Here is a 20,856-nt window from a genome sequence, read left to right as displayed (position 1 = left end):
ACTGTCAGCGGCGGTTGTACCGGTACATGGTCAGGGTGCCGAAGACGAGCAGGAAGCCGGCGCTCCACACCAGCAACCACATGGTGGCCGACGGGTCCGAATCGCCGCTCATCGCTCCGCGGATCGCCGCGACCAACTGCGTCACCGGGTTGACCTTCACGAACGCCTGGAGCCAGCCGGGCATGGTGCTCGGGTCGACGAAGACGTTGCTGAGGAACGTCAGCGGGAACAGCACCATCATGCTGACCCCCATCACCGACTTCTCGCTGCGCAGGATCAGCCCGAAGAACGTCCACACCCAGGAGAACGCGAACGAGAAGACCACCAGCAGCCCGATCCCGACGGCCACGCCGACGACTCCGCCGTGCGGGCGGAAGCCGAGCACCAGACCCAGGCCCAGGATCACCAGCGCGGCGAGGACGTAGCGCAGCACGTCGCCGAAGATCATGCCGACCAGGGCGGACGGACGCCAGACGGGCAGCGTCCGGAACCGGTCGAAGATGCCCTTCTCGATGTCGGTGTTGAGGCCGATACCGGTGTACATGGTGATCATGACGACGCTGGTCACCATGATGCCGGGCAGGAAGAACTGCAGGTATTCGCGCGGGCTGCCGGCGAGTGCGCCACCGAACAGGTACGTGAACATCAGCACCATGATGATCGGGAACGCGGTCACGTCGAAGAGCTGCTCCGGCACGTGCTTGATCTTCAGCATGGCGCGCCAACCGAAGGTGAGCGACGCGCTCAGCGCGCTGGGCCGGGGCGGTCGGGCACCGGGCGCGAGCACCGTGGCCAGCGCCTCGGCGGACGGGACGTAGACGGACGGCGCCCGTTCGGTGGTGGTGGTAGTGGTGTCGCTCATCGGGCTGCCTCCAGCTCGTCGTCGCGTTCGCCGGCCGGTACGGCGGGGTGGTCGGTCAGGGCCAGGAAGACCTCGTCCAGGCTCGGCTGGCCGAGCGAGAAGTTGTCCACGACGATGCCGGCGCGGGCCAGGTCGCTCAGCACCCGGGCGGCCTGGGCGCTGGCGTCGAGGTCGGTGCCGGCCTCTCCGACGCGGGCCGTCAACGCCACCGGGTCGGCGGCGAGCTGCACCGGCACGTCGAGCGCCTTCCGGAGCACCCTCTCCGCCTCGGGGCGCTGCCCGGGATCGCGCAGTCGCAGGTGGACAGTGCCCGAGCCGATTGACGACTTCAATTCGCCCGGGGTGCCCTCCGCGATCACCCGGCCGTGGTCGACGACCGCGATCCGCCCGGCGAGCTGGTCGGCCTCGTCCAGGTACTGGGTGGTCAGCAGGACCGTCGTGCCATGCGACACCACCGCCCGGACGATCTCCCACACCTGGTTGCGGCTGCGCGGGTCGAGGCCGGTCGTCGGCTCGTCGAGGAACAGCAGGTCGGGGGTGTTGAGGATGCTCGCGGCGATGTCGATGCGCCGCCGCATCCCACCCGAGTACTTCTTCACCTGGCGGTCGCTCGCCTCGGTCAGACCGAACGCGGCGAGCAGGGCTGCCGCGCGCTCCCGGGCGGCCGGCTTGCGCAGGCCGAGCAGGCGGGCGAGGAGCACCAGGTTCTCCGTGCCGGTCAGGTCCTCGTCGACCGAGGCGTACTGGCCGGTGAGGCTGACCCGGGAGCGGACCTTGTCGGCCTCGGTGACCACGTCGTGGCCGAAGACCCGGGCCGAGCCGCCGTCGGGGCGCAGCAACGTCGCGAGCACCCGGACCGCTGTGGTCTTGCCCGCCCCGTTCGGCCCGAGCAGGCCGTAGACGGTGCCGGCCGGCACCTGTAGGTCGATCCCGGCCAGCGCCCGGGTGTCCCCGAACGAGCGGGTCAACCCCTCGGCCTCGATGGCCAGCCCGGTGGTGCGTCTACTCATGATTCTTACCTTCCGTCGGACGTGTTCAGGAGACGTAGGGCCGAGCCGCCCGGCCGTCGCGCAGGGCCAGACCCCACCAGCGGAGCTGGTCGAGCAGGACGCTGGCGTCGCGGCGCAGCTCGTCGGTGCACTGCGGGGTCGGCTCTCCGGCGAGCAGGTCGATCCCGACGACGTCGCGCACCGTCATCGCGTGCAGCGCGGTGAAGACCGTGCGCAACTGGTCGACGGCGTGCAGGCCGGTGGACCGACAGCCGTACGACACGAAGCCGACCGGTTTCGCCTGCCACTCGTCGTACGCGTAGTCGATTGCTTGCTTCAAGGGTGCCGGAAAACTGTGGTTGTACTCGGGGGTGACCACGACGAACGCGTCCGCCCGGCCCACCTCGCTGACGAACGCCCGGATGGACGCTGTCGGCTCGGCGGGATAGCTGGCCGGGAAGTCGTAGTCGGTCAGGTCAACGACCGTGACCGCCAGGTCGTCGTGCCGGGCGGCCTGGTCGACGAACCAACCGGCGACCCGGTCTCCGGCCCGACCCTCCCGGGTGCTGCCGACGATCACGGCAACCCGCAACTGTGCCATCGCCACCCCCTTCCACTCTGAAGGCGCGAGGTGACGGCCAGCCGCCCGCTAGATCCGATCTAGCGGGCGGCGTTTCGGAGCGGAATGTCGCACGGGTCGGCTTGACTGGGGCCGACGAACAGGGGATCGGAATGGCACAGGCGCACATCGAACCGTGGCACGAGAGCGACCTTGACCTGCTGCGACAGCTCAACTCACCGGAGACGCGCAAGCACACCGGTGGTCCGGAGACCGACGAGCAGGTGCTCGCCCGGCACGACCGGTACGTGCACTTCGCCGACACCGGGCAGGGTTGCATGTTCACGGTGGTGCTGCCGGACGGCGCGCGGGCCGGCAGCGTCGGCTACTGGGCCCGCGAGTGGCGCGAGCAACAGGTGTACGAGCTGGGCTGGGCGGTGCTGCCCGCGTACCGGGGAAAGGGCCTGGCCACCGTCGCGGTGCTCGCTGCCCTCGACGTGGCCCGCGCCCGACGGGACCGGCGCTACGCGCACGCCTATCCGTCGGTCGACAATCCCGCCTCCAACGCGGTCTGCCGCAAGGCAGGGTTCACGCTGCTCGGCGAGACGGGGTTCGAATACCCGCCGGGGCAGATGATGCGGGCCAACGACTGGCAGCTCGACCTGACCGCCCCGCCGACCGGGAGCTGAGGTCGGCGGGGCGGCTACGGCGTTTCACCAGGGCAGCACGCCGTAGCCGCCGCCGGCGTCCATCTGAAAGCCCCAGAGCAGACCGCTCGGCCCGTCGGTGGGCAGCGTCGCCAGGTGCACGCTCACCTCAGCGCCCTGCTCGGCGGTACGGAAGCCGCTGTTGCCGTTCAGGTCGGTGGCGCAGTAGCCCGGGTTCGCCGCGTTCACCTTGATCGCGGTGTCCCGCAGCTCCTTGGCGTACATCGCGGTGAGCATGTTCAACGCTGCCTTCGACGACGGGTACGGCACCGAGGTCAGTTCGAACAGCGCGCCGTTCGGGTCGGTCATCACGGCGATCGAGCCGACCTCGCTCGACACGTTGACGATCCGGGCGGCCGGTGCCCGGCGCAGCAGCGGCAGCAGCGCGTTTGTCACCGTCACCACTCCGAAGACGTTGGTCTCGTACAGTCGGCGCAGCGTCGCCACTGTCGTCTCGCTGGGCAGCCCTCGCGCGCCGTCGGCGAGGATGATGCCGGCGTTGTTGACCAGTACGTCAAGCCGGCCGTACTCCGCCTCGACCAGCTTCGCGACGGCGGCCACCGATTCGGCGTCGGTCACGTCCAGCGGCACGAACCGGGCGTCCGCGCCGCCGTCGCGCAGCTCCCGCTCCGCTGTCCGGCCCCGCTCGGCGTCCCGCGCGCCGATCAGCACTGTCATCCCGAGACCGCCGAGCTGGCGGGCGGTGGCCAGGCCGATTCCCTTGTTGGCCCCGGTGATCAGGGCGATCGTGTTCGTCATGCCGTCGAGCCTGTCCCGGCCGGTGCCGTGCCAGGAGAGACGGGCTGAGGCTGGGACCGGCGGTACCACCCTCGCCGGCCCCGCCCGGGGCATGCTGGAGAGCATGACGAGCAGCGAACTGCGCCGTGACGAACTGGCGGCGTTCCTGCGCACCCGCAGGGCCCGGCTGCGTCCCGCCGAGGTCGGGCTCCCCGAGGGCGAGCGCCGACGCACCCCCGGGCTGCGCCGGCAGGAGGTGGCCCAGCTCGCCGGGATGTCGATCGACTACTACATCCGGCTGGAGCAGGGCCGGGGGCCACACCCGTCCCGGCAGGTGCTCGCCTCGATGGCCCGGGCGCTGTTGTTGAGCCGGGACGAGCGCGAGTATCTGTTCCGACTCGCCGGGGAGAACCCGCCGCCGACCCGTGGGCCGAGCCGGGAGGTGCCGTCCGGCCTGCGGCACCTGCTCGACGCGATGACCGAGACCCCGGCGTACCTCGTCGACGCCGCGTACCACGTGCTGGCCTGGAACCGTCTGGCCACGTACTTCGTCGGGGATCTGTCGACGGTGCCCGACGCGGACCGCAACATGATCCGCTGGACGTTCCGGCAGCCGGTGACCAGTGGCCACTGGAATGACGCCGAGATACTCCGGTTCGTCCGCGGTACGGTCGCGGACCTGCGGGCCACGTACGGCCGCTACCCGGCCGACCCGGCGATCCGTGAGCTGGTCACCGAACTGCTCGGCACCTCACCCCGGTTCGCCCAGCTCTGGGCCGAGCACGACGTGGCCGAACGTCGCCCCACCGTGAAGCGGGTGCCGCACCCCGAGCTGGGCCCGTTGGAGTTCGAGTGCCGGGTGCTGCACGTGCAGGAGACCGACCAGCGGATGATCGTCTATGTCCCCGCGCCCGGCTCTCCGACCCAGGCGGCGTTTCACCGGATCGCGCAGCGCGTCCGTTCCTGACCTGCCGGCAACAGCGTGATGCCTCAGGGTCATCACGACGACTCTGAGGCATCACGCTCGTTGGAGACCTGCCCGCCGCACGGCGGGCTCGGGTCAGTTGGGCAGGTAGGCGAAGGTGTCCGGGTTCGGGCCCTGCCGCCCGGCCTCGCCCTGGTTCAACCAGTTGATCCGCTCCATCGCGGTGTCGTCCAGCTCGAAGTCGAAGATCCGGGTGTTCTCCTCGATCCGCTTCGGGGTGGTCGACTTCGGGAAGATGATGTCGCCGCGCTGCACGTGCCAGCGGAGCACCACCTGCGCCGGGGTCCGGCCGACCTGCTCGGCGAGGTCGACCACCGTCGGGTCGTCCAGCACCTTGCCCTGCGCGATCGGCGACCAGGCCTCGGTGAGGATGTTGTGCGCGCGACCGTAGGCGCGAACCTCGTCGTTGGTGAAGTACGGGTGCGCCTCGATCTGGTTCACCGCCGGCACGACGTTCGCCTCGTCGGCGAGCCGCTCCAGGTGCGCGACCTGGAAGTTCGACACGCCGATCGAGCGGGCCCGGCCGTCGCGCTGGAACTCTTCCAGCGTCTTCCACGTCGACACGTAGTCGCCGTCGTACAGGGTCGGCAGCGGCCAGTGGATGAGGAACAGGTCGATGTAGTCCATCTTCAGCGCCGCGAGCGTCGAGTCGAACGCCCGGCGGGCGTCGTCGGGGCGGTGGAAGGCGTTGTTCAGCTTGCTGGTCACGTAGACCGCGCTCCGGTCGAGGCCGGACATGCGTACCGCCTCGCCGACCTCGGCCTCGTTGCCGTACATCTCGGCGGTGTCGATGTGCCGGTAGCCCGTCTCCAGGGCGGTGGTCACCGCGGCGACGGTGTCCTTCGGCTCGATCTGGAACACCCCGAAGCCGAGCTGCGGGATGGTGGTGCCGTCGTTCAGGCTGATGTCGGGAATGGTGTTGGCCACTACGGCTCCTTCGCGTCATCGTCGTTGCCTGTCATCCATACCCGGGTGGCCTGTCGAATCACCGCACAACGCGAGGTGACGAGCGCAACGTCGAAATGGTTCACCCGGTCGTGTCGAAGAGCACCGGCCAGGGCCGTGCGGCCGGCGGCGACGTCCCGCCCGACGCGGGCGGCGCGGGCTCGGCGTCGGCCACCACGTCGGCGGCGAGCTGCCCGAACATCGAGGCCGCCGGGTGTGCCGACCGGTCCGGCCAGGCCGCCGAGGTCCGCTTCGCCAGCGGTGCGTCGACGATCGGCCGCCAGGCGATCCGGGGCTCGCGACGCGCCACCGTCGCCGGTTCCACTGCCACCCCGCCCCCGGCCAGCACCAACCCGAACAGGAACTCCGGGTTGCGGGCCGGGCGTACCCGGGTCGGCCGCCAACCGTGCTGTCGGCACACCGCCAACAGGTGGTCGTGCCAGCCGGGCGCGGTGGCCCGGGGCGCGGCCACCAGATCCAGACCGGCCAGCGACGCGAGCGTCACCTCCCGGCCGCGGGCCAGCGGCGAGGTGCGCGGCAGCAACACCCCCAGGGGTACGTCCACCGGGGCGCCGAAGCGCAGTCCGTCCGCCGCGACCGGGTGGTGCACGAGCCCCACGTCCAGGGTCCGCTCGGCGAGCATGCGTACCTGCTCGGCGGTGGTCAGCTCGTGCAGCTCCACGTCCAGGCCGGGTGCCCGGGTGGTGAGCCCGTCCAGCAGCGCCCGCAGCGTCACAGCGGGTGTCTCCGGCGGCACCCCGGCCCGGAGTACGCCCAGCTCACCGGCGCGGATCTGTCCCATCAGGTTGCGCAGCCGACCCTCACCGGCGAGCAACTCCTCCGCCTCGCCGAGCAGCAGCTCACCGGCGGTGGTGAGGCGTACCTGGCGGCGGGACCTGTCGAACAACTCGACTGTCAGCTCCCGTTCCAGCCGCTGAATCGACTGGCTCAGGGGCGGCTGGGCCATCCCGAGCAGGTCGGCGGCCCGCCCGAAGTGCAACTCGTGTGCGACGACCACGAAGTGCCGCAGGTGCCGGAGCAGATCCACGGCCGGCACCCTACGCCAGCCCCGACCCCGGCCCGCTGGATAGCGTGCTCGCGTGGACGTGGACGAACGCATCGAGGTGATCTTCGCCGCTGCCGGGGTGACCGCCAGCCTGCACGCCGTCGACCTGGACGCCGTCGACCTGGACGCGGCTGACGCTTTCCGGGAAGTCGGGATACGGGCCGACGAGCAGGTGGTGATCGCCTCCGTCTTCAAGATCCTGCTGGTGCTGGAGTTCGCCCGGCAGGTCGAGGCCGGCCAACTCGACCCGACCGAACGGGTACTGGTCACCGCCGCCGACCGGCTCGGCGGCTGGGGTCTGGCCGGCTGCGTCGACGACGCCGAGGTGTCTCTGCGCGACCTCGCGTACTTCGCCATGTCCGTCAGTGACAACACGGCCGCCGACCTGCTGCTGCGTCGGGTCGGCCCGGACCTGCTCCCGATGCTCGCCGCCGAGCTGGGGCTGACCCGTACCCGCATCCGGGGTGGTCCCCGGGAGTTGGTCGAGCTGATGCTCGCCGACGTGGGCGCGCGTACCGAGGCGGACTTCGCCCGGATCTTCCCCACGTTGCCGGCGGACCGGATCCGGGCGATGCGGGTGTTCGACCCGGCGCACACCACCTCCAGCACCGCCCGGGAGATCACCCGGCTGCTCAGCATGATCTGGCGGGACGAGGCTGGACCGGCGGGTGCCTGCGCGATGGTCCGTACCTGGATGGCCCGGCAACTCTTCTGGACCCGGCTGGCCGCCGGCTTCCCGCCCGGCGTGCGGGTCGCCGGGAAGACCGGAACCCTGCCCGGGCTGCACCTGGAGGCCGGGGTCGCGGAATACCCCGACGGCGGCCGGTACGCGATCGCCGTGTTCGCCCGCGCCGACCAGTTGGCGTCGCGGCGGATCGACGTGGACCTGGCGATGGGGGAGGCCGCCCGCACGGCCGTGGAGGCGCTGCGCGGCGACTGATTTCGTGCCCGTCGGCACGCTGGCGCACGACCACTGAGCAGGCCCGATATGCGGCGGCGTATCGGAGGTGGTCGCCTTTGATCTTGGACCGGGGCCGGGTCGCGCTGGTTGGCTCGTGCCGACCAATCGCCCGACCACGGGGAGTAGACCCGCATGCCCAGCCTCGACCGCCGACGCTTCCTGCGCGACACCGCCGCCACCACCGCCCTGGTCACCACCGCCGGGCTCGCCTCCAGCCCGATCACTCCGGCCCAGGCCGCGCCGGCGGCCGCCACACCCACCCCGTCCGCCCGCCGCAAGGGAGCGGTCAGCTTCCGCTGGTGGGGTACGGCCGGCTGGCGCGTCGACATCGGTGACCGCACGGTCCTCGTTGACCCGTTCCTCAGCCGGATCGACACCGGGCTTTTCAAAGGTGCGTTCAACCCGGCCAAGGCGTTGACGGTGCGTACCGACGTGATCGACCCGCGCGTCGACCGGGCCATGACGGTGCTCGTCACGCACACCCACTGGGACCACTTCATGGACGTGCCGTACATCGCGAAGCGCACCGGCGCGCGGGTCTTCGGCACGCTGACCGCGTACCACCTGGGGTTGGCCTACGAGCTGCCGTCGACGCAGCTCAGCGCCGTGAAGGGCGGGGAGGTGCTGGACTTCGGCGACCACTCCGTGGAGGTGGTCGGTTCGCTGCACAGCCGCAACCCGTCGTACTCGGTGGCCTTCCCCGGGGTGCGGGTCAGCCAGCCCGCGCAGCCGGCGACCATCGCGGACCTGCCGGAGGGCGACACGCTCGGCTACCTGCTGCGGGTCGACGGCGGCCCGTCGGTCTACTTCACCGGGGCCAGCGACGTCGCCGAGCGGAACCTCACCGGGCTCGCGCCCGACGTGGCGATGGTGGCCATGCAGAACGCCACCACGACCGGGGACTACCTGCCCCGCCTGCTGGAGGGGCTGGACTACCCGAAGGTCGTGGTGCCGGTGCACTACGACAACTTCGAGACCGAGCTGCGGAACCCGCCGCCGGTCGCCGAGACCGACCGTGCCCGGCTGAACGACATGATCGCGGCGATCCGCCGGATCTCGCCGCGCAGCCGCGTGCTGGTGCCCGAGTACGAGACCGCGTACCACTTCTGACCGGCACCGGTGGGGGTCGCCGGGCAGCGGCCCCCACCGGATCAGCCGGCGGCCATCTCGGCCAGAGCCCGCACCGACTTCCAGTTGCGGGTGGTCGCCACCACGCCGAGCTTCTTCTCCAGGTACGCGTTGGTGAACTTCGACCGCCCGTAACCGCCGTCGACGTAGTGCAGGAAGACCTCCCGGCCGGTCACCGTGAACGACACGTTCTCCCCACCGGGCACGGTCAGCGCATCCGCTGTGGACTTCTTCGGCGCGGTCGCCAGGAAGGCGACCAACAGCCTCGTCGGGTCGTCCTCCCGGTCGGCGTACGGGTTGCCACCGGCGATCGCCGCCAGCTCCCGGCCACTGCGCACCAGCACCGGCACTGTCATCGCCAGGTCGTCGGTGAGCGCGCGCTCGATTCCCGCTGCCAACTTCTCCGCATCGCGCACCGTGCTGCCGAAGGCGACGTTGCCGCTCTGCAGGTACGTCTTCACGTCCTCGTGCCCGAGCTCGGTGACGATCCTGCGCAGGTCGGCCATCGCGAGTCGGGTGGCGCCGCCGACGTTGACCCCGCGCAACAGTGCGACGTACCTGGTCATCCCGTCCTCCTCCGTCCACGTCGGTCTGGCGTCAGCCTAGAGCGGGCGGGCGACGCTGTCGGGGCGCGTCGATAGGATCCGCGCGCCGGCCGCGCGCAGTGAATCGCCGGTCGATCCCTTTCGGAGGACAGCTTTGATCCGTTTCCGGTTCGCCGCGGCGCTCGCCGTCGCCGCAGCCACGGCGATCGTGGGGCTTCCCGCGCCCGCGCACGCCGACGAGGTCCCGGTCGTCACGTACGCCCGCAGCGACTACAACGCCAACATGGGCATCCTGCTGGTCTCCATCACGTCGCCCAGCGACGTCACCAGCGTCCGCGCCCACATCCGGGACTACAACACGCGTGCGGAGGTGGCCGTCGAGGAGAACTTTTACCTCCAGTCCGGCACCAAGCGCGACGGAACGTGGCGGTCGAGCGCGATCACCATCGACAAGCTCGGTTACTACCGTGTCGACATGGAGGTCACCGATGCGGCCGGGCACCACGTCACTCAGGTCGATGCCGGTGATCTGGACTACTCGGTGGTCACGTTCTTCGAAAATGTGACGCTGAACCGAACCGCTGTGACGTATGAGAACCGCACCGTGACATTGCGGGGATGGCTCAAGGGTCGCTGGCCGGGCAGCGGTGAGATCAGGCCGCTGGCGCGTTTCCCGATGTCGGTCACCTCCGACTTCAGTTGGAACCCCGTCACCACCAGGGCGGACGGATCCTTCGTCGGCACCGCCACGATCAGCTACGAGAACGAGATGGCGTGGGCGGACTACACCTACGACAACGACCACCTGCACTACGGATCGTCGCGTTCCGGTGAGACCGCGATCACGATCAACAAGCGGCCGATGCGCCTCACCATCGCGGCCGACCGAGCCAGGATTCTCCAGGGCGAGAGCGTCACGGTCAGCGGTCAACTGACCTGGCGTACGCCCGAGGGCTGGATGCCGGTGCCGGGCGCCAATGTCGGGGTGGCCACTACTGACGCAGAGGGCCGATACACGGCAACTGTCTCGCCCTACCAGACCGGGCCGATCGGCGTCGGATACTCCATGCACGATGACTTCGTCAGCGACGCGACCGCCAGCACAAACATCACCGTGCTGCAACCAGCCGCCTTCACTGATTTCTCGGCTGTTCGCGAGAATGCGACGACGGTGGCCCTCAGCGGCCAGATGGAGTTCAACGGTGGGCGTTCCCCTGGGACGGCGCCGCTCAAGGTGCAGTTCTCCCAGACCGGTGAGGACGGCACCTGGAGCACACCGGCCACCATCGAAGCTGACGGCAGCTACCGGTTCGCCGCAGCGATCTTCAAGAGGGCCGCTGGTTACTGGCGGGTGGTCTACCCCGGTACGTCAACGTCGTTCCAATCGGCGACCAGCGCGACGATCTACGTCGGCTGAGCTTCACAGTTGGCGGGAGCGCCTCGGTTCGGGCGCTCCCGCGCCGGCCAGGCCCGTTTCGTAGGCGACGATGACCAGTTGCGCGCGGTCCCGGACTCCCAGCTTCGTCAGCAGCCGACCGACGTGGGTCTTGACAGTGGCCTGGCTGAGACTGAGGTGCGTGGCCAACTCCGCGTTGGACAGACCCCGGGCGATCAACGCGAGCACCTCCCGTTCCCGTTCGGTCACCCCGTCCAGGTGACGGGGCAGCGGCCGGGCCGGCTCCGCTCGCCTGGCGAACTCGTCGATCAGTCGGCGGGTCACCGTCGGCGCGAGCAGCCCTTCACCGGCGGCGACCACCCGGATGCCGGTCAGCAGGTCCGCCGGTGGGGTGTCCTTGAGCAGGAAACCGCTGGCACCGGCACGTAACGCGCCGTAGACGTACTCGTCCAGGTCGAACGTGGTCAGGATGATGACCCGGGTGCCGGCGGTCGCCGGGTCGCCACAGATCCGTCGGGTCGCCTCGATGCCGTCCATCTCCGGCATCCGTACGTCCATCAGCACCACGTCCGGCCGGTGCTGCCCGGTCAACGCGACGGCCTCGGCACCGGTGCCCGCCTCGCCGACAGTGGTGCAGTCCGGGGCGAGGTCGACCAGCAGCCGGAAGCTGCCGCGCAGCAACGCCTGGTCGTCGGCGATCAGCACGCGGATCACGCGGCCACCCGGTAGGGCAGGCTGGCCGTCACCGCGAAGCCACCGTCCGAGCGTGGCCCGGCGCTGAACTCCCCGCCGTGCAACGCCACCCGTTCCCGCATGCCGATCAACCCGTGCCCCTCCCCGCCGGTCAGGACCGGACGTCGACCGTCATCGGTCACCTCCACCCGTACCTCGCCGGGTGTGACGGTCACCGTAGCCTGGCAGGCGGCCGGGGCCGCGTGCTTCACCACGTTGGTCACCGCCTCCTGCACGATGCGGTACACCGCCAGGCCCACCGACTCGGGGACCACGCCGCCCGGTGCCTCCCGCCGAACGTCGAGCCGTACGTCGACACCGCCGATCGCCGCCTGCCGCGCCAGCGCGGGCAACTCGTCCAGCCCGGGTGCAGGGGCGTACGAGGTGTCCTCGCGCAGTACGCCCAGCACCCGACGGACGTCGGCCAGAGCGTTGCGGCCGGTCTCCTCGATCACCCGAAGGGCGGCGCCCGCCTCGCGGGGATCCGCCTCGGCGACGTGGTTGGCGACGGCCGCCTTCACCACGATGAGACTCAGTGTGTGGGCGACCACGTCGTGCAGCTCACGCGCCACCCGCAGTCGTTCCTCCGCCGTGGCCTGACGGACCAGGTGGTCACTCTGCCGGGCGGCGAGGGCACGTCGCTCCCGGACCAGCCACCCGATCACCCAGGCGGGCGCGATCATGACGACGGCGTAGACGACCCCACCCGCACGCGACCAGAGGTCGCCCGCCGTCAGCACCAGCGCGACGCTCACCAGCGCGAGACAACCCGCCGCGCAGAGGATCGAGCGGCGGGTGGCCGTCGACACCGCGACCGTGTAGAAGGACAGGCCGATGGCGAGCGCCGGCGCGGCGGCGGCGAAGTTCGGGATCACCCCGGTGACCAGGGCAACGGTGGTGACGGAGCTGATCACGGCGGCCACCGTCACCGGCCACCGGCGTCGTACGGCCAGCGGCAGCCCGAGGGCCAGGCCGACGAGCACGGACACCCAGAGCGGTTCGCGTACGCCGCCGTGCAGCGGTGACTCCAACGCCGCGTACGGGCAGAGCAGCCCGCCGACCGCCACGGCCAGCACGGCGTCCACGATGTACAGATCCACCGGCCGTAGCCGTCGGGTCATCAGGGGAGGGGTCACCTGTCCGACGGTATCGGCCGGCTGGCCGGTCCGCGTCCACCCACGGGTGGTCATCCCCGAGGACGACGTACCGGCCGTTCCGGGCCTCCGGCTCCACCCGTAGGAGGGGCGGAAACTGTCCGCGCCGGCACGACGCGCGGCACCCACCACAGCCGGCACTGTGTCGGCCATGACCACACACACGGTGACCCTGACGGGGCTGCGCGCGGTGTACGGCACCGGAACCCGGCGGGTGACGGCGCTCGACGGCGTGACGACGAGCTTCGCGAGTGGGACGTTCACGGCGGTGATGGGCCCCTCCGGCTCGGGAAAGTCCACCCTGCTGCACTGCGCGGCGGGGTTGGACAGCCCGACCGAGGGGACCGTCACGATCGACGGCATCCGCCTCGACCAGCTCGGCGAGGACGAGGTGACCCGGCTGCGGCGCGATCGGATCGGGTTCGTGTTCCAGGCGTTCAACCTGGTGTCCACGCTGACCGCCGGGCAGAACGTCGAGTTGCCGTTGCGGCTGGCTGGCCGCCGCCCACCGGCCCGGGACGTCATCGCCGCCCTCGACGCGGTGGGACTGGCCGACCGGGCCGGTCACCGGCCGAGTGAGTTGTCCGGCGGTGAGCAGCAACGCGTCGCCGTGGCCCGAGCGTTGATCACCCGACCGGCGGTGGTCTTCGCCGACGAGCCGACCGGGGCGTTGGACAGCGCGGCGTCCCGGCAGGTGCTCCGGCTGCTGCGGGCGCTCGTCGACGACCACGGGCAGACAGTGGTGATGGTGACCCACGATCCCAACGCCGCCGCGTACGCCGATCGGGTCCTCCTGCTCGCCGACGGCCGCGTGGTGGACGAGTTGGACGGCGACATCTCGGCGGCGACAGTCGCCGCGCGGATCGCCGAGCGGGAGACGCTCCGGGAGCGGTCATGCTGAGTATCCGCCGTTCGACCAGCGCGTTCGTGGCCGTCGCCATCGGGGTCGCGCTGGTCGCTGCGGCCACCCTGCTGCTCGCGTCCGGGCGCCCGCAGGTGCCGGACCGGTTGGCCCGGGCGGCAGTCGTGGTGCAGAGCCCCGAGGCCGGCGCGTCGGCCGACCAGTTCGTGCCGTCCCGACCGTGGTCGGCCAGCACGGCGGCGGGACTCGTCGGCCGGTTGGCCGGTCTGCCGGGTGTCGTCGCGGCGGTACCGGACCGGACCTTCTACGCCCAACCGCTCGTCGACGGCCGACCCTCCGCCGCCGACACCGGGCGGGAGGACGCGTACCAGGGGCACGGGTGGTCCAGCGCCCAGCTGGGTGGTCTGCGCCTCACCGCGGGTGAGCCGCCCGGCAGGCCCGGCGAAGTGGTGGTCGACAGTGCGCTGGGACTGCGTACCGGTGCGCCGGTCACCCTGCTGACGGCGGCGGGTCCGGAGGCGTACACCGTCACGGGTCTGGTGGACGGGCCCGGCGTGCACGTCGCGGACGAGGTCGCCGCCGGGCTCGCGCCCGGCGTCCGGGCCATCGGGCTGGTCCTCGCGCCAGGGGCCGACCCGGAGCGGGTCGCCACCACGGCTCGCGGTGTCGTCGGCGGCGACGGCCGGGTGCTGACCGGCGACGCGCGCGGCGCGTTGGAGCCGCGCAACGACGCCCGGACCCGGTGGATCGGCATGCAGGTGCTCACCGCCACGGCAGCCCTCGCCGGCTTCGTCACGGTGTTCGTGGTCTCCTCCACCTTCGCGTTCACCGTCGCGCAGCGCCGCCGCGAGCTGGGCCTGCTGCGCGCCGTCGGCGCCACCGGACGCCAGGTCCGCCGCATGGTGTACGCCGAGGCGCTCGTCGTCGGCGTCAGCGCCGGGCTGGTCGGTCTGCTGGTCGGTGCGGCGCTCGCCCCGGTGCTGGGTCGACTGCTCGTGGACTTCGGCTACGAGCCGGCCACCTTCCGGGTGCGATACGCCGCCTGGCCGATCGCGCTCTCGCTCGCCGCCGGGCCGGTGATCGCGTTGCTGGCGGTCTGGTCGGCGTCCCGTCGGGCCGCGCGGGTGCGCCCGTTGGAGGCGCTGCGCGAGGCGGCGATCGAGCAGCGACCGATCGGACGTGCCCGGATCGCCACCGGGGCGCTGCTCGTCGCGGCGGGGATCGCTCTGAGCGTCGGGACGGCGACCGCGGACGAGGCCCGGGTGGCGGCCTCGTACGCCCTGTACGCGGTGATGGCCCTGGTGGCCGGTGCCACAGTGCTCGCCCCGGTAGTGGTCGGGCCGGTGGTGCGGCTGCTGCGGTTCCCGGTGCGGCGGCCCGGTGGCGCGATCGGGATGCTGGTTCAAGGCGGTGCGTTGACCGCCACCCGGCGAACCGCCGCCATCGCCGCGCCGGTGCTGCTCACTGTCGCCTTCGCGGTGCTGGTGTCCGGGATGGTGCGGACCACCACCGCCGCGTACGCGGCGGGTCGGGCGGACAACGTGAACGCCGGCTGGATCGTCGTACCGGACCGGGCGCCCGGTCTGTCGGACGCGGCCGTCGCCGCGACCGGGGGCACCGCCCTCCTGCCGACCACCGTCTTCCGCACCGATCCCGGAACGCTGCCGGAGAACCGGCCACTGACGGCGCTCGGTGTGGACCCGGCGGGCTTCGCCGCCGCGAACCGGGTGCTCATCGTCGTCGCCGGCTCCCTGGACGACCTGCGCGGCGACGACACGGTGGTGGTCACCGCCTCGACGAACCTGCGGCCGTCCGAGCCGTATCCGGTGGTCTTCGCCGACGGGACTGTGGTGTCGTTGCGCGTCGTCGCCGTCGTCACCGACAACTCGCTCCCCGGCAACCTGCTCGTGCCCCGGGCCGTGGTGCGGGCGCACGACCCGTCGGCGTTGACCTCCACGGTGTACGTCCGGGACCGGATCGCCCCACCGGTGGGCGCGCGGATCGTCGACGTGGCCACCTGGGCGGCCGAGGCGGACGCCGCCGAGGACCGTCTCGTCTGGCTGTTCACGCTGCTGCTGATCGGTGTGTCGGCCGGTTACGGAGCCATCGCCGTGGCCAACACGTTGCTGCTGGCCGCCGCCGGTCGGGTCGCGGACCTGCGGCTGATCCGGTTGGCCGGGGCGACCCGGCGGCAGGTCCTCTGGCTGGTCACCGCCGAGTCCGCCCTGGTGGTGCTGATCGGCGCGCTGCTCGGTGGCGCGGTCGCGTTCGTCGGCCTGCTCAGCATCCGCGCCGGCCTGGCCGAGCAGGTCGGCGCGTCCGTCGACCTGGTGGTGCCCTGGTCGGTGATCGCCGGTGTGGTGGGGCTGTGCCTGCTGCTCGCCGTGCTGGCCAGTGTGCTGCCGACGTGGCGGTCACTGCGTCACCGCCCCGCGCGGACCCCGGTCGGCGTCGTCGGATGATCGTGCCCCCTGACCGGGCGCGCGGACCGCTACCGTCCACGGATGCGATCCGCGCGCCCGGTCGGGCTGCTCATCTCCGCCGCCGCCGTCGTGCTCTGGGCGATCGGCGTGACGGTGTGGCAACCGCTGACCGAGCCGCTCGGCCCGTGGTCGGAGCACCTACCTGGCAACAACGCCTACTGGGCACGGGACCTCCGGTTCATGGCGATCATCGCGGTGACACTCGGGCTGGTGGTGGCGGGCCGGGGGCAGGTGCGCTGGAGCGGCCCGGCGGTGGTGCTCGGTGGTCTCTGGATCGCCGCCGACGTGGCTGTCGACCGGGCCGATCCGGTCGGCACGGAGGCGACAGTGCTGCTCGCCGTCGGCGGCTGCGCCGTGGTCGGAGTGTTCGCGGCCATCCTGCTGCGGCGGGAGCGCGGCACGCCCTCGGCCGCCGACCGGAGGGCGCTGACCGGCGCGGCGTGCGTGGCCGGGGTGCTGGTGGCAGTGGCGGCCGGTATCGAGTCACCGACCGACCGGGAGCCGGAGCTGAATCAAGGTGGCCTGGCCACCGGGGCGCTGCTCGTCGTCCTGGCGGTGGGTGCCGCGCTGGCGGCGGCCCCGGAGCGTTCCCGGGCCCGCGTCGGGCTGGCGGCGGGTCTCGCCGTGGTGTGCCTGCTCGGCGTCGGGCTGGTCCGCGCCGTCCCGCCGGGCTCGCAGCTCCTGCCGGAGCTCGCCCTGTGGACGGTGCTGCTCACCGGGGTGACAGTGCTGGCCTGGGACTGGCCAGGTGGACGTCCGGTCTGGCGGCACCACGCACTGGCCGCGCTCGCGGCGTTGGTGGGTCCGCTCGCCCTGTTGCTGGTCACCGCCGTCACCATGATGGTGCTGGTGCCGATCGGCGCGACGTTCACCGCGTTGGCCGGCAACAGCCCGATCAACTCCGCCGACTCCGACGTGCTGGTCTCGCTGGCCGGTCTGCTGGCCGGGCTCGGGATGGCGTTGCTGCTGGCGTGGCCGCCTGCGCTCGGCCACCGCCCCGGCGCACCGAGGTAGCGCCGCCTACTCGGCGACCGGCAGCACGACCTCGTTGCGGCGCAGGAACCACGGCTTCCACGGCAGGTCGAAGCGCGCGTACCGGACGGCGCCGGTGGGTTGCAGCCCGGCCGCCGTCACCGACCGGCCGAGCATGGTGGCCCGCTGGCCGAACGTCTGCTCCGTCCACCGCCCGGAGAAACGCATCGCCGCCGCCAGTTGTGCCGCGACCTCGCGGACCCGCACCCGGGCGTCCACCGGCTCGGGCGCGGTCGCTGCGGTGAGGGCCGACGGCAGGACGAACTGGATCAGATACGCGCCCGGCCGCTCACCCTCGATCTGGACCACCGGCACGGTCATGGCGATCTTCTCCGATCCGCTGGCCGCCGACGTCGTCGGCTCGGCCGCGCCAACCGGGTGTCGAGCCCGATTGGCGCCGCCGAGGTAGCCGGCCAGCGGTCGGAACGCCTCGATCGGCGCCCGGGTGAACGAGGCCTGGACCTGCATCTCGGCCACCAGGTGAGCCGGGTACCGACGCAGCTCGAACCCGGGGTGTCGGGACACCACCCGGTACGGCTGCTGTTCGGTCATCGCGCGGCTCCCAGGGTCTGCTGGAACAGACGCTACCGCCCGTCCGGCTCCCGCTCGGCCGAAGTCGACTGCACCGGCCGTACGGTCACCGCCCGCGCGGTCAGCCGCCAGTACTGCCGCTTGCCCTCGTCGCGCAGCACCACCCCGAGCAGGCCCAACTCCCTGCGTAACTCGCGGGCGTCGTCACGGCGGTCCCGCTCGACCGCCCGTTCACGGGCACGCAGCAGCGCGTCCGCGCCGGCCGGCAACCCGGGTAGGTCGGGCACCCACAGCCGGTACGCCGACCGGTGCGGGTCGTCGTCCGCCCAACCCCAACCGTGTGCCCGGAACGCCGCCGCCAGTCGCCTGGCCGAATGGTCCGTCGGCTCCCGGACCAGTTCCGCGCCGTCGCCGTCGAGCAGCACCAGGTGCTTGTCGGCGAGGAAGACCACCCGGGTGTCGACCCGGGCGACGGTCCGGTCCTGGTCGGAGCGGCGTAGCCGGACCTGCGCCGGGTCGACGGTGACGATCAGCCGTTCGGCGGTGCCGATCCCGGCGACGACCAGGCCGGCGACGACACCCACCGCGATGGTGCCGGCGGTGGCCTGCGGCTCGGGCAGCCGGTCCAGCCACTCGATCAGATCGCCGAACGGCACCCAGGGCAGCCGGGTGAGCCAGCCCGTCGCCGCCGCGAGGAGCCACCCGGCGCCCGCGCCGAGGAGCGGGAAGCCACCCCACAGGACCGCCAGCTCCAGCGGGCCGCCGCTGACCACGGTGCGGGGTCGGTAGCCGGCCGTGTCCATGGTCAGGACACCTCGCGGCGCAGCGTCCGGAACAGGCCGGCGGCCAGCGGGAGAGCGATCCAGACCAGCAGGGACACCGCCAGCCGCCCCCACTGATCGCCGGTGACGTGGTTGGTGAACAGCGGCTCCATGGTCCGGCTGGTGTCCAGCCAACCGGCCGCACCGCGCAGGGGCCGGACCAGTTCGCCGAGCACCGACCAGAGGGTCGGCAGCAGCAGGTAGCCGACGATGGCCAACGGCGGGTTGAGCAGCAGCAGGCCGAAGGCGGCACCCATCAGCACGCCGGCGACCTGGACGATCGCCCCGTTCACGATCAGCGTCGCGTCGACCTGCCAGGTGCCCGCGCCTCCCGTGGCGGACGCCACGAGCGTCCCGACGCTGGCGACGGCCAGTGTGACCAGCAGGGAGGCGAGCGCGGCCAGCACCACCGCGATCAGCTTCGCCGCCACCACCCGCTCCCGCCGGGGCACCAGCGCGTACGTGGTGAGGGCGGTGCGCTGGGACCACTCGCTGGTGATCGACAGGATGCCGAGCACCGGCAGGAGGACGTTGACGGGCAACAGCGAGGTGACGAAGAAGGTGAAGAAGGTCTGTTCGGAGTCCTCGGCGTAGATCAGCAGGAGGGTGACGATCGCGACGACGACTAGGCCGATGGTGATCAGCAGCCAACGGCCGGCCCGGGTGTCGACGAGCTTGCGCAGTTCCACACCGGTGAGCCGGAGCAGCGACGGGCGGCGTACCGGGGCACGGTGTTGGGACGCGACAGCGGTGGCGGGCGCGGTGGCGGTGGTCATCGGACGGCCTCCTTGGTGGATTCGCCGGCGGTCAGGGTGAGGAAGAGCTGTTCGAGGCCACCGCCGCCGGCGGGGCGCAGCTCGGCCAGCGCGACGCCGGCATCGGCGGCGGCCTGGCCGACCGCTTCGGCGTCGGCCTGCACGAGCAGGCCGTCGGGGCCGTCGGCCGCGGTCAGACTGGCGGCGTCCAGCGCACGGCGCAGGGCCGCGCCATCGCGGGCCCGGACCACAGTCCCGCCACCGGCCAGCAGCTCGTTCTTGTCGCCCTGGGCCACGATCCGGCCACCCCCGATCACCACCAGCCGGTCCGCGACCGCCTCCACCTCGCGCAGCAGGTGGGAGGAGAGCAGCACCGTGCCGCCCCGGTCGGCGAAGTCGCGCAGCAGGCCGCGCATCCAGAAGATGCCCTCCGGGTCCAGGCCGTTGGCCGGCTCGTCGAGGATCAACACCCGGGGGTCACCGAGCATCGCCTGCGCCAGGCCGAGCCGCTGCCGCATGCCCAACGAGTACGCCCGTACCCGCCGCTTCGCTGCCACCGCGTTCAACCCGACCAGGTCGAGCTTCGCGGCGACCTCGCGCTTGTCCAGACCCATGGTGTACGCGGACAGCGTCAACGCCTCGCGGCCGGTGCGCCCGGCGTGCTGGGCGGAGGCGTCCAGCAGCACGCCCACCTCCCGCCCCGGGTTGGGCAGTTCCCGGTACGGGTGCCCGGAGACGGTGGCGCGGCCGGCCGTCGGTGCGGTGAGCCCGCAGATCATGCGCATGGTGGTCGACTTGCCGGCGCCGTTCGGGCCGAGGAAGCCGGTGACGGTGCCCGGCTCGCACCGGAACGACACGTCGTCCACGGCCGGGTGTGGCCCGTATCGTTTGGTCAGGTTCTCTACGACGATCATGTCGCCGAGCGTGCCGGGGCCGCCCGGCCATCCGCTGCGGCCACCGGTCGGTGCCGCGTCGACCTTGGTCGACCGGCGGGTCTCGACTTTGGTAGCTGGTTGTCGGCCCCCGATGCTGCCTAGCATGGGCGGGTGAGCACCCTCGCCGTTCCGGAGCACCCCTGGCTGCTGCCGGGGGAGCTGGTGGTGCCGGCCGAGCGCGTTCGGGCGCGGCCGCGCCGCACCACCCGGGACTGGGTGGTGGACAGCCTCGCGTTCCTGCTCGGGGTGCTCTGGGTGCTGTTCGTCGTCGCCGACGCCTTGTCGCCCACCCCGGAGATGGCGATCCCGTTGCCGCACGACTGGATGGTCGGCGTCGACACGGTGCTCGGGCTGGTCTGCTGCGGGCTGCTCTGGGTGCGTCGGCGGTGGCCGCTCGGGCTGGCAGTCGCCACCCTGCCGTTGAACCTGTTCTCGATGGCCGCCGCCATCCCGCTGTTGATCATCTACTTCACCGTCGTGGTGCACCGGCGGACCGCCGTCGCGATCGCGGTCACCGGTGTCGGGCTCCTCACCAACCTGGTCTTCAGTTGGACCCGTCCAGATCCGGCGATGCCGTACTGGGCCACCGTCACCTGGGGTGTGGTGATCACCCTGGCCGTGCTGGCCTGGGGGATGTTCGTCCGGGCCCGGCGGCAGTTGATCGTGTCGC

General features: G+C 71.9%; 21 protein-coding genes and 1 pseudogene. 9 read left to right on the top strand and 13 right to left on the bottom strand.

What is annotated here, in order from left to right:
• Positions 1 to 4: 4 nt before the first annotated feature.
• From ACWCO3_RS08590 to ACWCO3_RS08580, 3 genes are read right to left on the bottom strand one after another with little or no spacing between them, the layout of a single operon-like run.
• Entirely contained in the window at positions 5 to 862 is an 858-nt protein-coding gene (locus ACWCO3_RS08590; protein WP_358161691.1) for an ABC transporter permease, read from the bottom strand.
• Positions 859 to 1,872, bottom strand: coding sequence for an ATP-binding cassette domain-containing protein (locus ACWCO3_RS08585; protein WP_358049124.1), 1,014 nt, complete (start codon positions 1,870 to 1,872; stop codon positions 859 to 861). The genes ACWCO3_RS08590 and ACWCO3_RS08585 overlap by 4 nt, the downstream gene beginning before the upstream one ends.
• A 25-nt stretch (positions 1,873 to 1,897) precedes the next feature.
• On the bottom strand, positions 1,898 to 2,452 hold the full coding sequence (locus ACWCO3_RS08580; RefSeq protein ID WP_145785319.1) for an NADPH-dependent FMN reductase: 555 nt from the start codon (positions 2,450 to 2,452) through the stop codon (positions 1,898 to 1,900).
• A 131-nt stretch (positions 2,453 to 2,583) separates the two neighbouring features.
• On the opposite strand from ACWCO3_RS08580, the gene ACWCO3_RS08575 reads away from it, so the two are divergent.
• Positions 2,584 to 3,099 (top strand): GNAT family N-acetyltransferase, encoded by a 516-nt coding sequence (locus ACWCO3_RS08575; RefSeq protein ID WP_145785318.1) that lies wholly within the window; start codon positions 2,584 to 2,586, stop codon positions 3,097 to 3,099.
• 24 nt (positions 3,100 to 3,123) lie between these two features.
• Here the strand turns inward: ACWCO3_RS08575 and ACWCO3_RS08570 are convergent, their stop codons facing one another.
• The gene (locus ACWCO3_RS08570; protein WP_145785316.1) at positions 3,124 to 3,876 is read right to left on the bottom strand and encodes an SDR family oxidoreductase; all 753 of its coding nucleotides are present in this window, start codon (positions 3,874 to 3,876) and stop codon (positions 3,124 to 3,126) included.
• A gap of 103 nt (positions 3,877 to 3,979) precedes the next feature.
• On the opposite strand from ACWCO3_RS08570, the gene ACWCO3_RS08565 reads away from it, so the two are divergent.
• Positions 3,980 to 4,822, top strand: a complete 843-nt coding sequence (locus ACWCO3_RS08565; protein WP_450009190.1) for a helix-turn-helix transcriptional regulator — start codon at positions 3,980 to 3,982, stop codon at positions 4,820 to 4,822.
• Between the two features lie 93 nt (positions 4,823 to 4,915).
• On the opposite strand, the gene ACWCO3_RS08560 is transcribed toward ACWCO3_RS08565, so the two are convergent.
• A complete protein-coding gene (locus ACWCO3_RS08560; protein ID WP_450009188.1) occupies positions 4,916 to 5,767 on the bottom strand; it encodes an aldo/keto reductase in 852 nt (283 codons plus the stop codon).
• Positions 5,768 to 5,867: 100 nt separating this feature from the next.
• Positions 5,868 to 6,833 (bottom strand): LysR family transcriptional regulator, encoded by a 966-nt coding sequence (locus ACWCO3_RS08555; RefSeq protein ID WP_358074973.1) that lies wholly within the window; start codon positions 6,831 to 6,833, stop codon positions 5,868 to 5,870.
• A 52-nt stretch (positions 6,834 to 6,885) separates the two neighbouring features.
• Between ACWCO3_RS08555 and ACWCO3_RS08550 the strand changes: the two genes are divergently transcribed.
• Both ACWCO3_RS08550 and ACWCO3_RS08545 read left to right on the top strand, forming a co-directional pair.
• Complete coding sequence (locus ACWCO3_RS08550) at positions 6,886 to 7,791, top strand: serine hydrolase (protein WP_450009185.1); 906 nt, start codon at positions 6,886 to 6,888, stop codon at positions 7,789 to 7,791.
• Positions 7,792 to 7,944: 153 nt separating this feature from the next.
• Positions 7,945 to 8,922, top strand: coding sequence for an MBL fold metallo-hydrolase (locus ACWCO3_RS08545; RefSeq protein ID WP_145785311.1), 978 nt, complete (start codon positions 7,945 to 7,947; stop codon positions 8,920 to 8,922).
• Positions 8,923 to 8,963: 41 nt separating this feature from the next.
• Here the strand turns inward: ACWCO3_RS08545 and ACWCO3_RS08540 are convergent, their stop codons facing one another.
• Positions 8,964 to 9,506 (bottom strand): DUF1697 domain-containing protein, encoded by a 543-nt coding sequence (locus ACWCO3_RS08540; protein ID WP_357930417.1) that lies wholly within the window; start codon positions 9,504 to 9,506, stop codon positions 8,964 to 8,966.
• A 133-nt stretch (positions 9,507 to 9,639) separates the two neighbouring features.
• On the opposite strand from ACWCO3_RS08540, the gene ACWCO3_RS08535 reads away from it, so the two are divergent.
• On the top strand, positions 9,640 to 10,902 hold the full coding sequence (locus ACWCO3_RS08535) for a hypothetical protein (RefSeq protein ID WP_450009183.1): 1,263 nt from the start codon (positions 9,640 to 9,642) through the stop codon (positions 10,900 to 10,902).
• 3 nt (positions 10,903 to 10,905) lie between these two features.
• Here the strand turns inward: ACWCO3_RS08535 and ACWCO3_RS08530 are convergent, their stop codons facing one another.
• Both ACWCO3_RS08530 and ACWCO3_RS08525 read right to left on the bottom strand, forming a co-directional pair.
• Positions 10,906 to 11,595 (bottom strand): response regulator, encoded by a 690-nt coding sequence (locus ACWCO3_RS08530; RefSeq protein ID WP_450009181.1) that lies wholly within the window; start codon positions 11,593 to 11,595, stop codon positions 10,906 to 10,908.
• Positions 11,592 to 12,749 (bottom strand): sensor histidine kinase, encoded by a 1,158-nt coding sequence (locus ACWCO3_RS08525; protein ID WP_450009179.1) that lies wholly within the window; start codon positions 12,747 to 12,749, stop codon positions 11,592 to 11,594. The genes ACWCO3_RS08530 and ACWCO3_RS08525 overlap by 4 nt, the downstream gene beginning before the upstream one ends.
• A gap of 169 nt (positions 12,750 to 12,918) precedes the next feature.
• On the opposite strand from ACWCO3_RS08525, the gene ACWCO3_RS08520 reads away from it, so the two are divergent.
• Genes ACWCO3_RS08520 through ACWCO3_RS08510 form a run of 3 tightly spaced genes read left to right on the top strand, consistent with a single transcriptional unit; the run spans position 12,919 to position 17,126 of the window.
• A complete protein-coding gene (locus tag ACWCO3_RS08520; protein ID WP_450009178.1) occupies positions 12,919 to 13,668 on the top strand; it encodes an ABC transporter ATP-binding protein in 750 nt (249 codons plus the stop codon).
• Positions 13,662 to 16,091: an FtsX-like permease family protein gene (locus tag ACWCO3_RS08515; protein ID WP_450009176.1), complete on the top strand. Its 2,430-nt coding sequence runs from the start codon at positions 13,662 to 13,664 to the stop codon at positions 16,089 to 16,091. Before ACWCO3_RS08520 ends, ACWCO3_RS08515 begins: the two co-directional genes overlap by 7 nt.
• Positions 16,092 to 16,133: 42 nt before the next feature.
• A complete protein-coding gene (locus ACWCO3_RS08510; protein WP_450009174.1) occupies positions 16,134 to 17,126 on the top strand; it encodes a hypothetical protein in 993 nt (330 codons plus the stop codon).
• A gap of 6 nt (positions 17,127 to 17,132) precedes the next feature.
• Here the strand turns inward: ACWCO3_RS08510 and ACWCO3_RS08505 are convergent, their stop codons facing one another.
• From ACWCO3_RS08505 to ACWCO3_RS08490, 4 genes are read right to left on the bottom strand one after another with little or no spacing between them, the layout of a single operon-like run.
• The gene (locus tag ACWCO3_RS08505; RefSeq protein ID WP_358049100.1) at positions 17,133 to 17,696 is read right to left on the bottom strand and encodes an SOUL family heme-binding protein; all 564 of its coding nucleotides are present in this window, start codon (positions 17,694 to 17,696) and stop codon (positions 17,133 to 17,135) included.
• A 32-nt stretch (positions 17,697 to 17,728) separates the two neighbouring features.
• Complete coding sequence (locus ACWCO3_RS08500; RefSeq protein ID WP_450009172.1) at positions 17,729 to 18,478, bottom strand: YqeB family protein; 750 nt, start codon at positions 18,476 to 18,478, stop codon at positions 17,729 to 17,731.
• A 2-nt stretch (positions 18,479 to 18,480) separates the two neighbouring features.
• Complete coding sequence (locus ACWCO3_RS08495) at positions 18,481 to 19,272, bottom strand: ABC transporter permease (RefSeq protein WP_358049098.1); 792 nt, start codon at positions 19,270 to 19,272, stop codon at positions 18,481 to 18,483.
• Positions 19,269 to 20,165, bottom strand: coding sequence for an ABC transporter ATP-binding protein (locus ACWCO3_RS08490; RefSeq protein ID WP_423435840.1), 897 nt, complete (start codon positions 20,163 to 20,165; stop codon positions 19,269 to 19,271). The genes ACWCO3_RS08495 and ACWCO3_RS08490 overlap by 4 nt, the downstream gene beginning before the upstream one ends.
• 132 nt (positions 20,166 to 20,297) lie before the next feature.
• Between ACWCO3_RS08490 and ACWCO3_RS08485 the strand changes: the two are divergent.
• Positions 20,298 to 20,856: pseudogene (locus tag ACWCO3_RS08485) on the top strand (sensor histidine kinase); the annotation flags it as partial.

It is taken from the genome of Micromonospora sp. NPDC002411 (genome assembly GCF_053592955.1).
The sequence above is the reverse complement of the archived record's forward strand: the minus strand, read 5'-3'. Positions and strand labels throughout refer to the sequence as shown.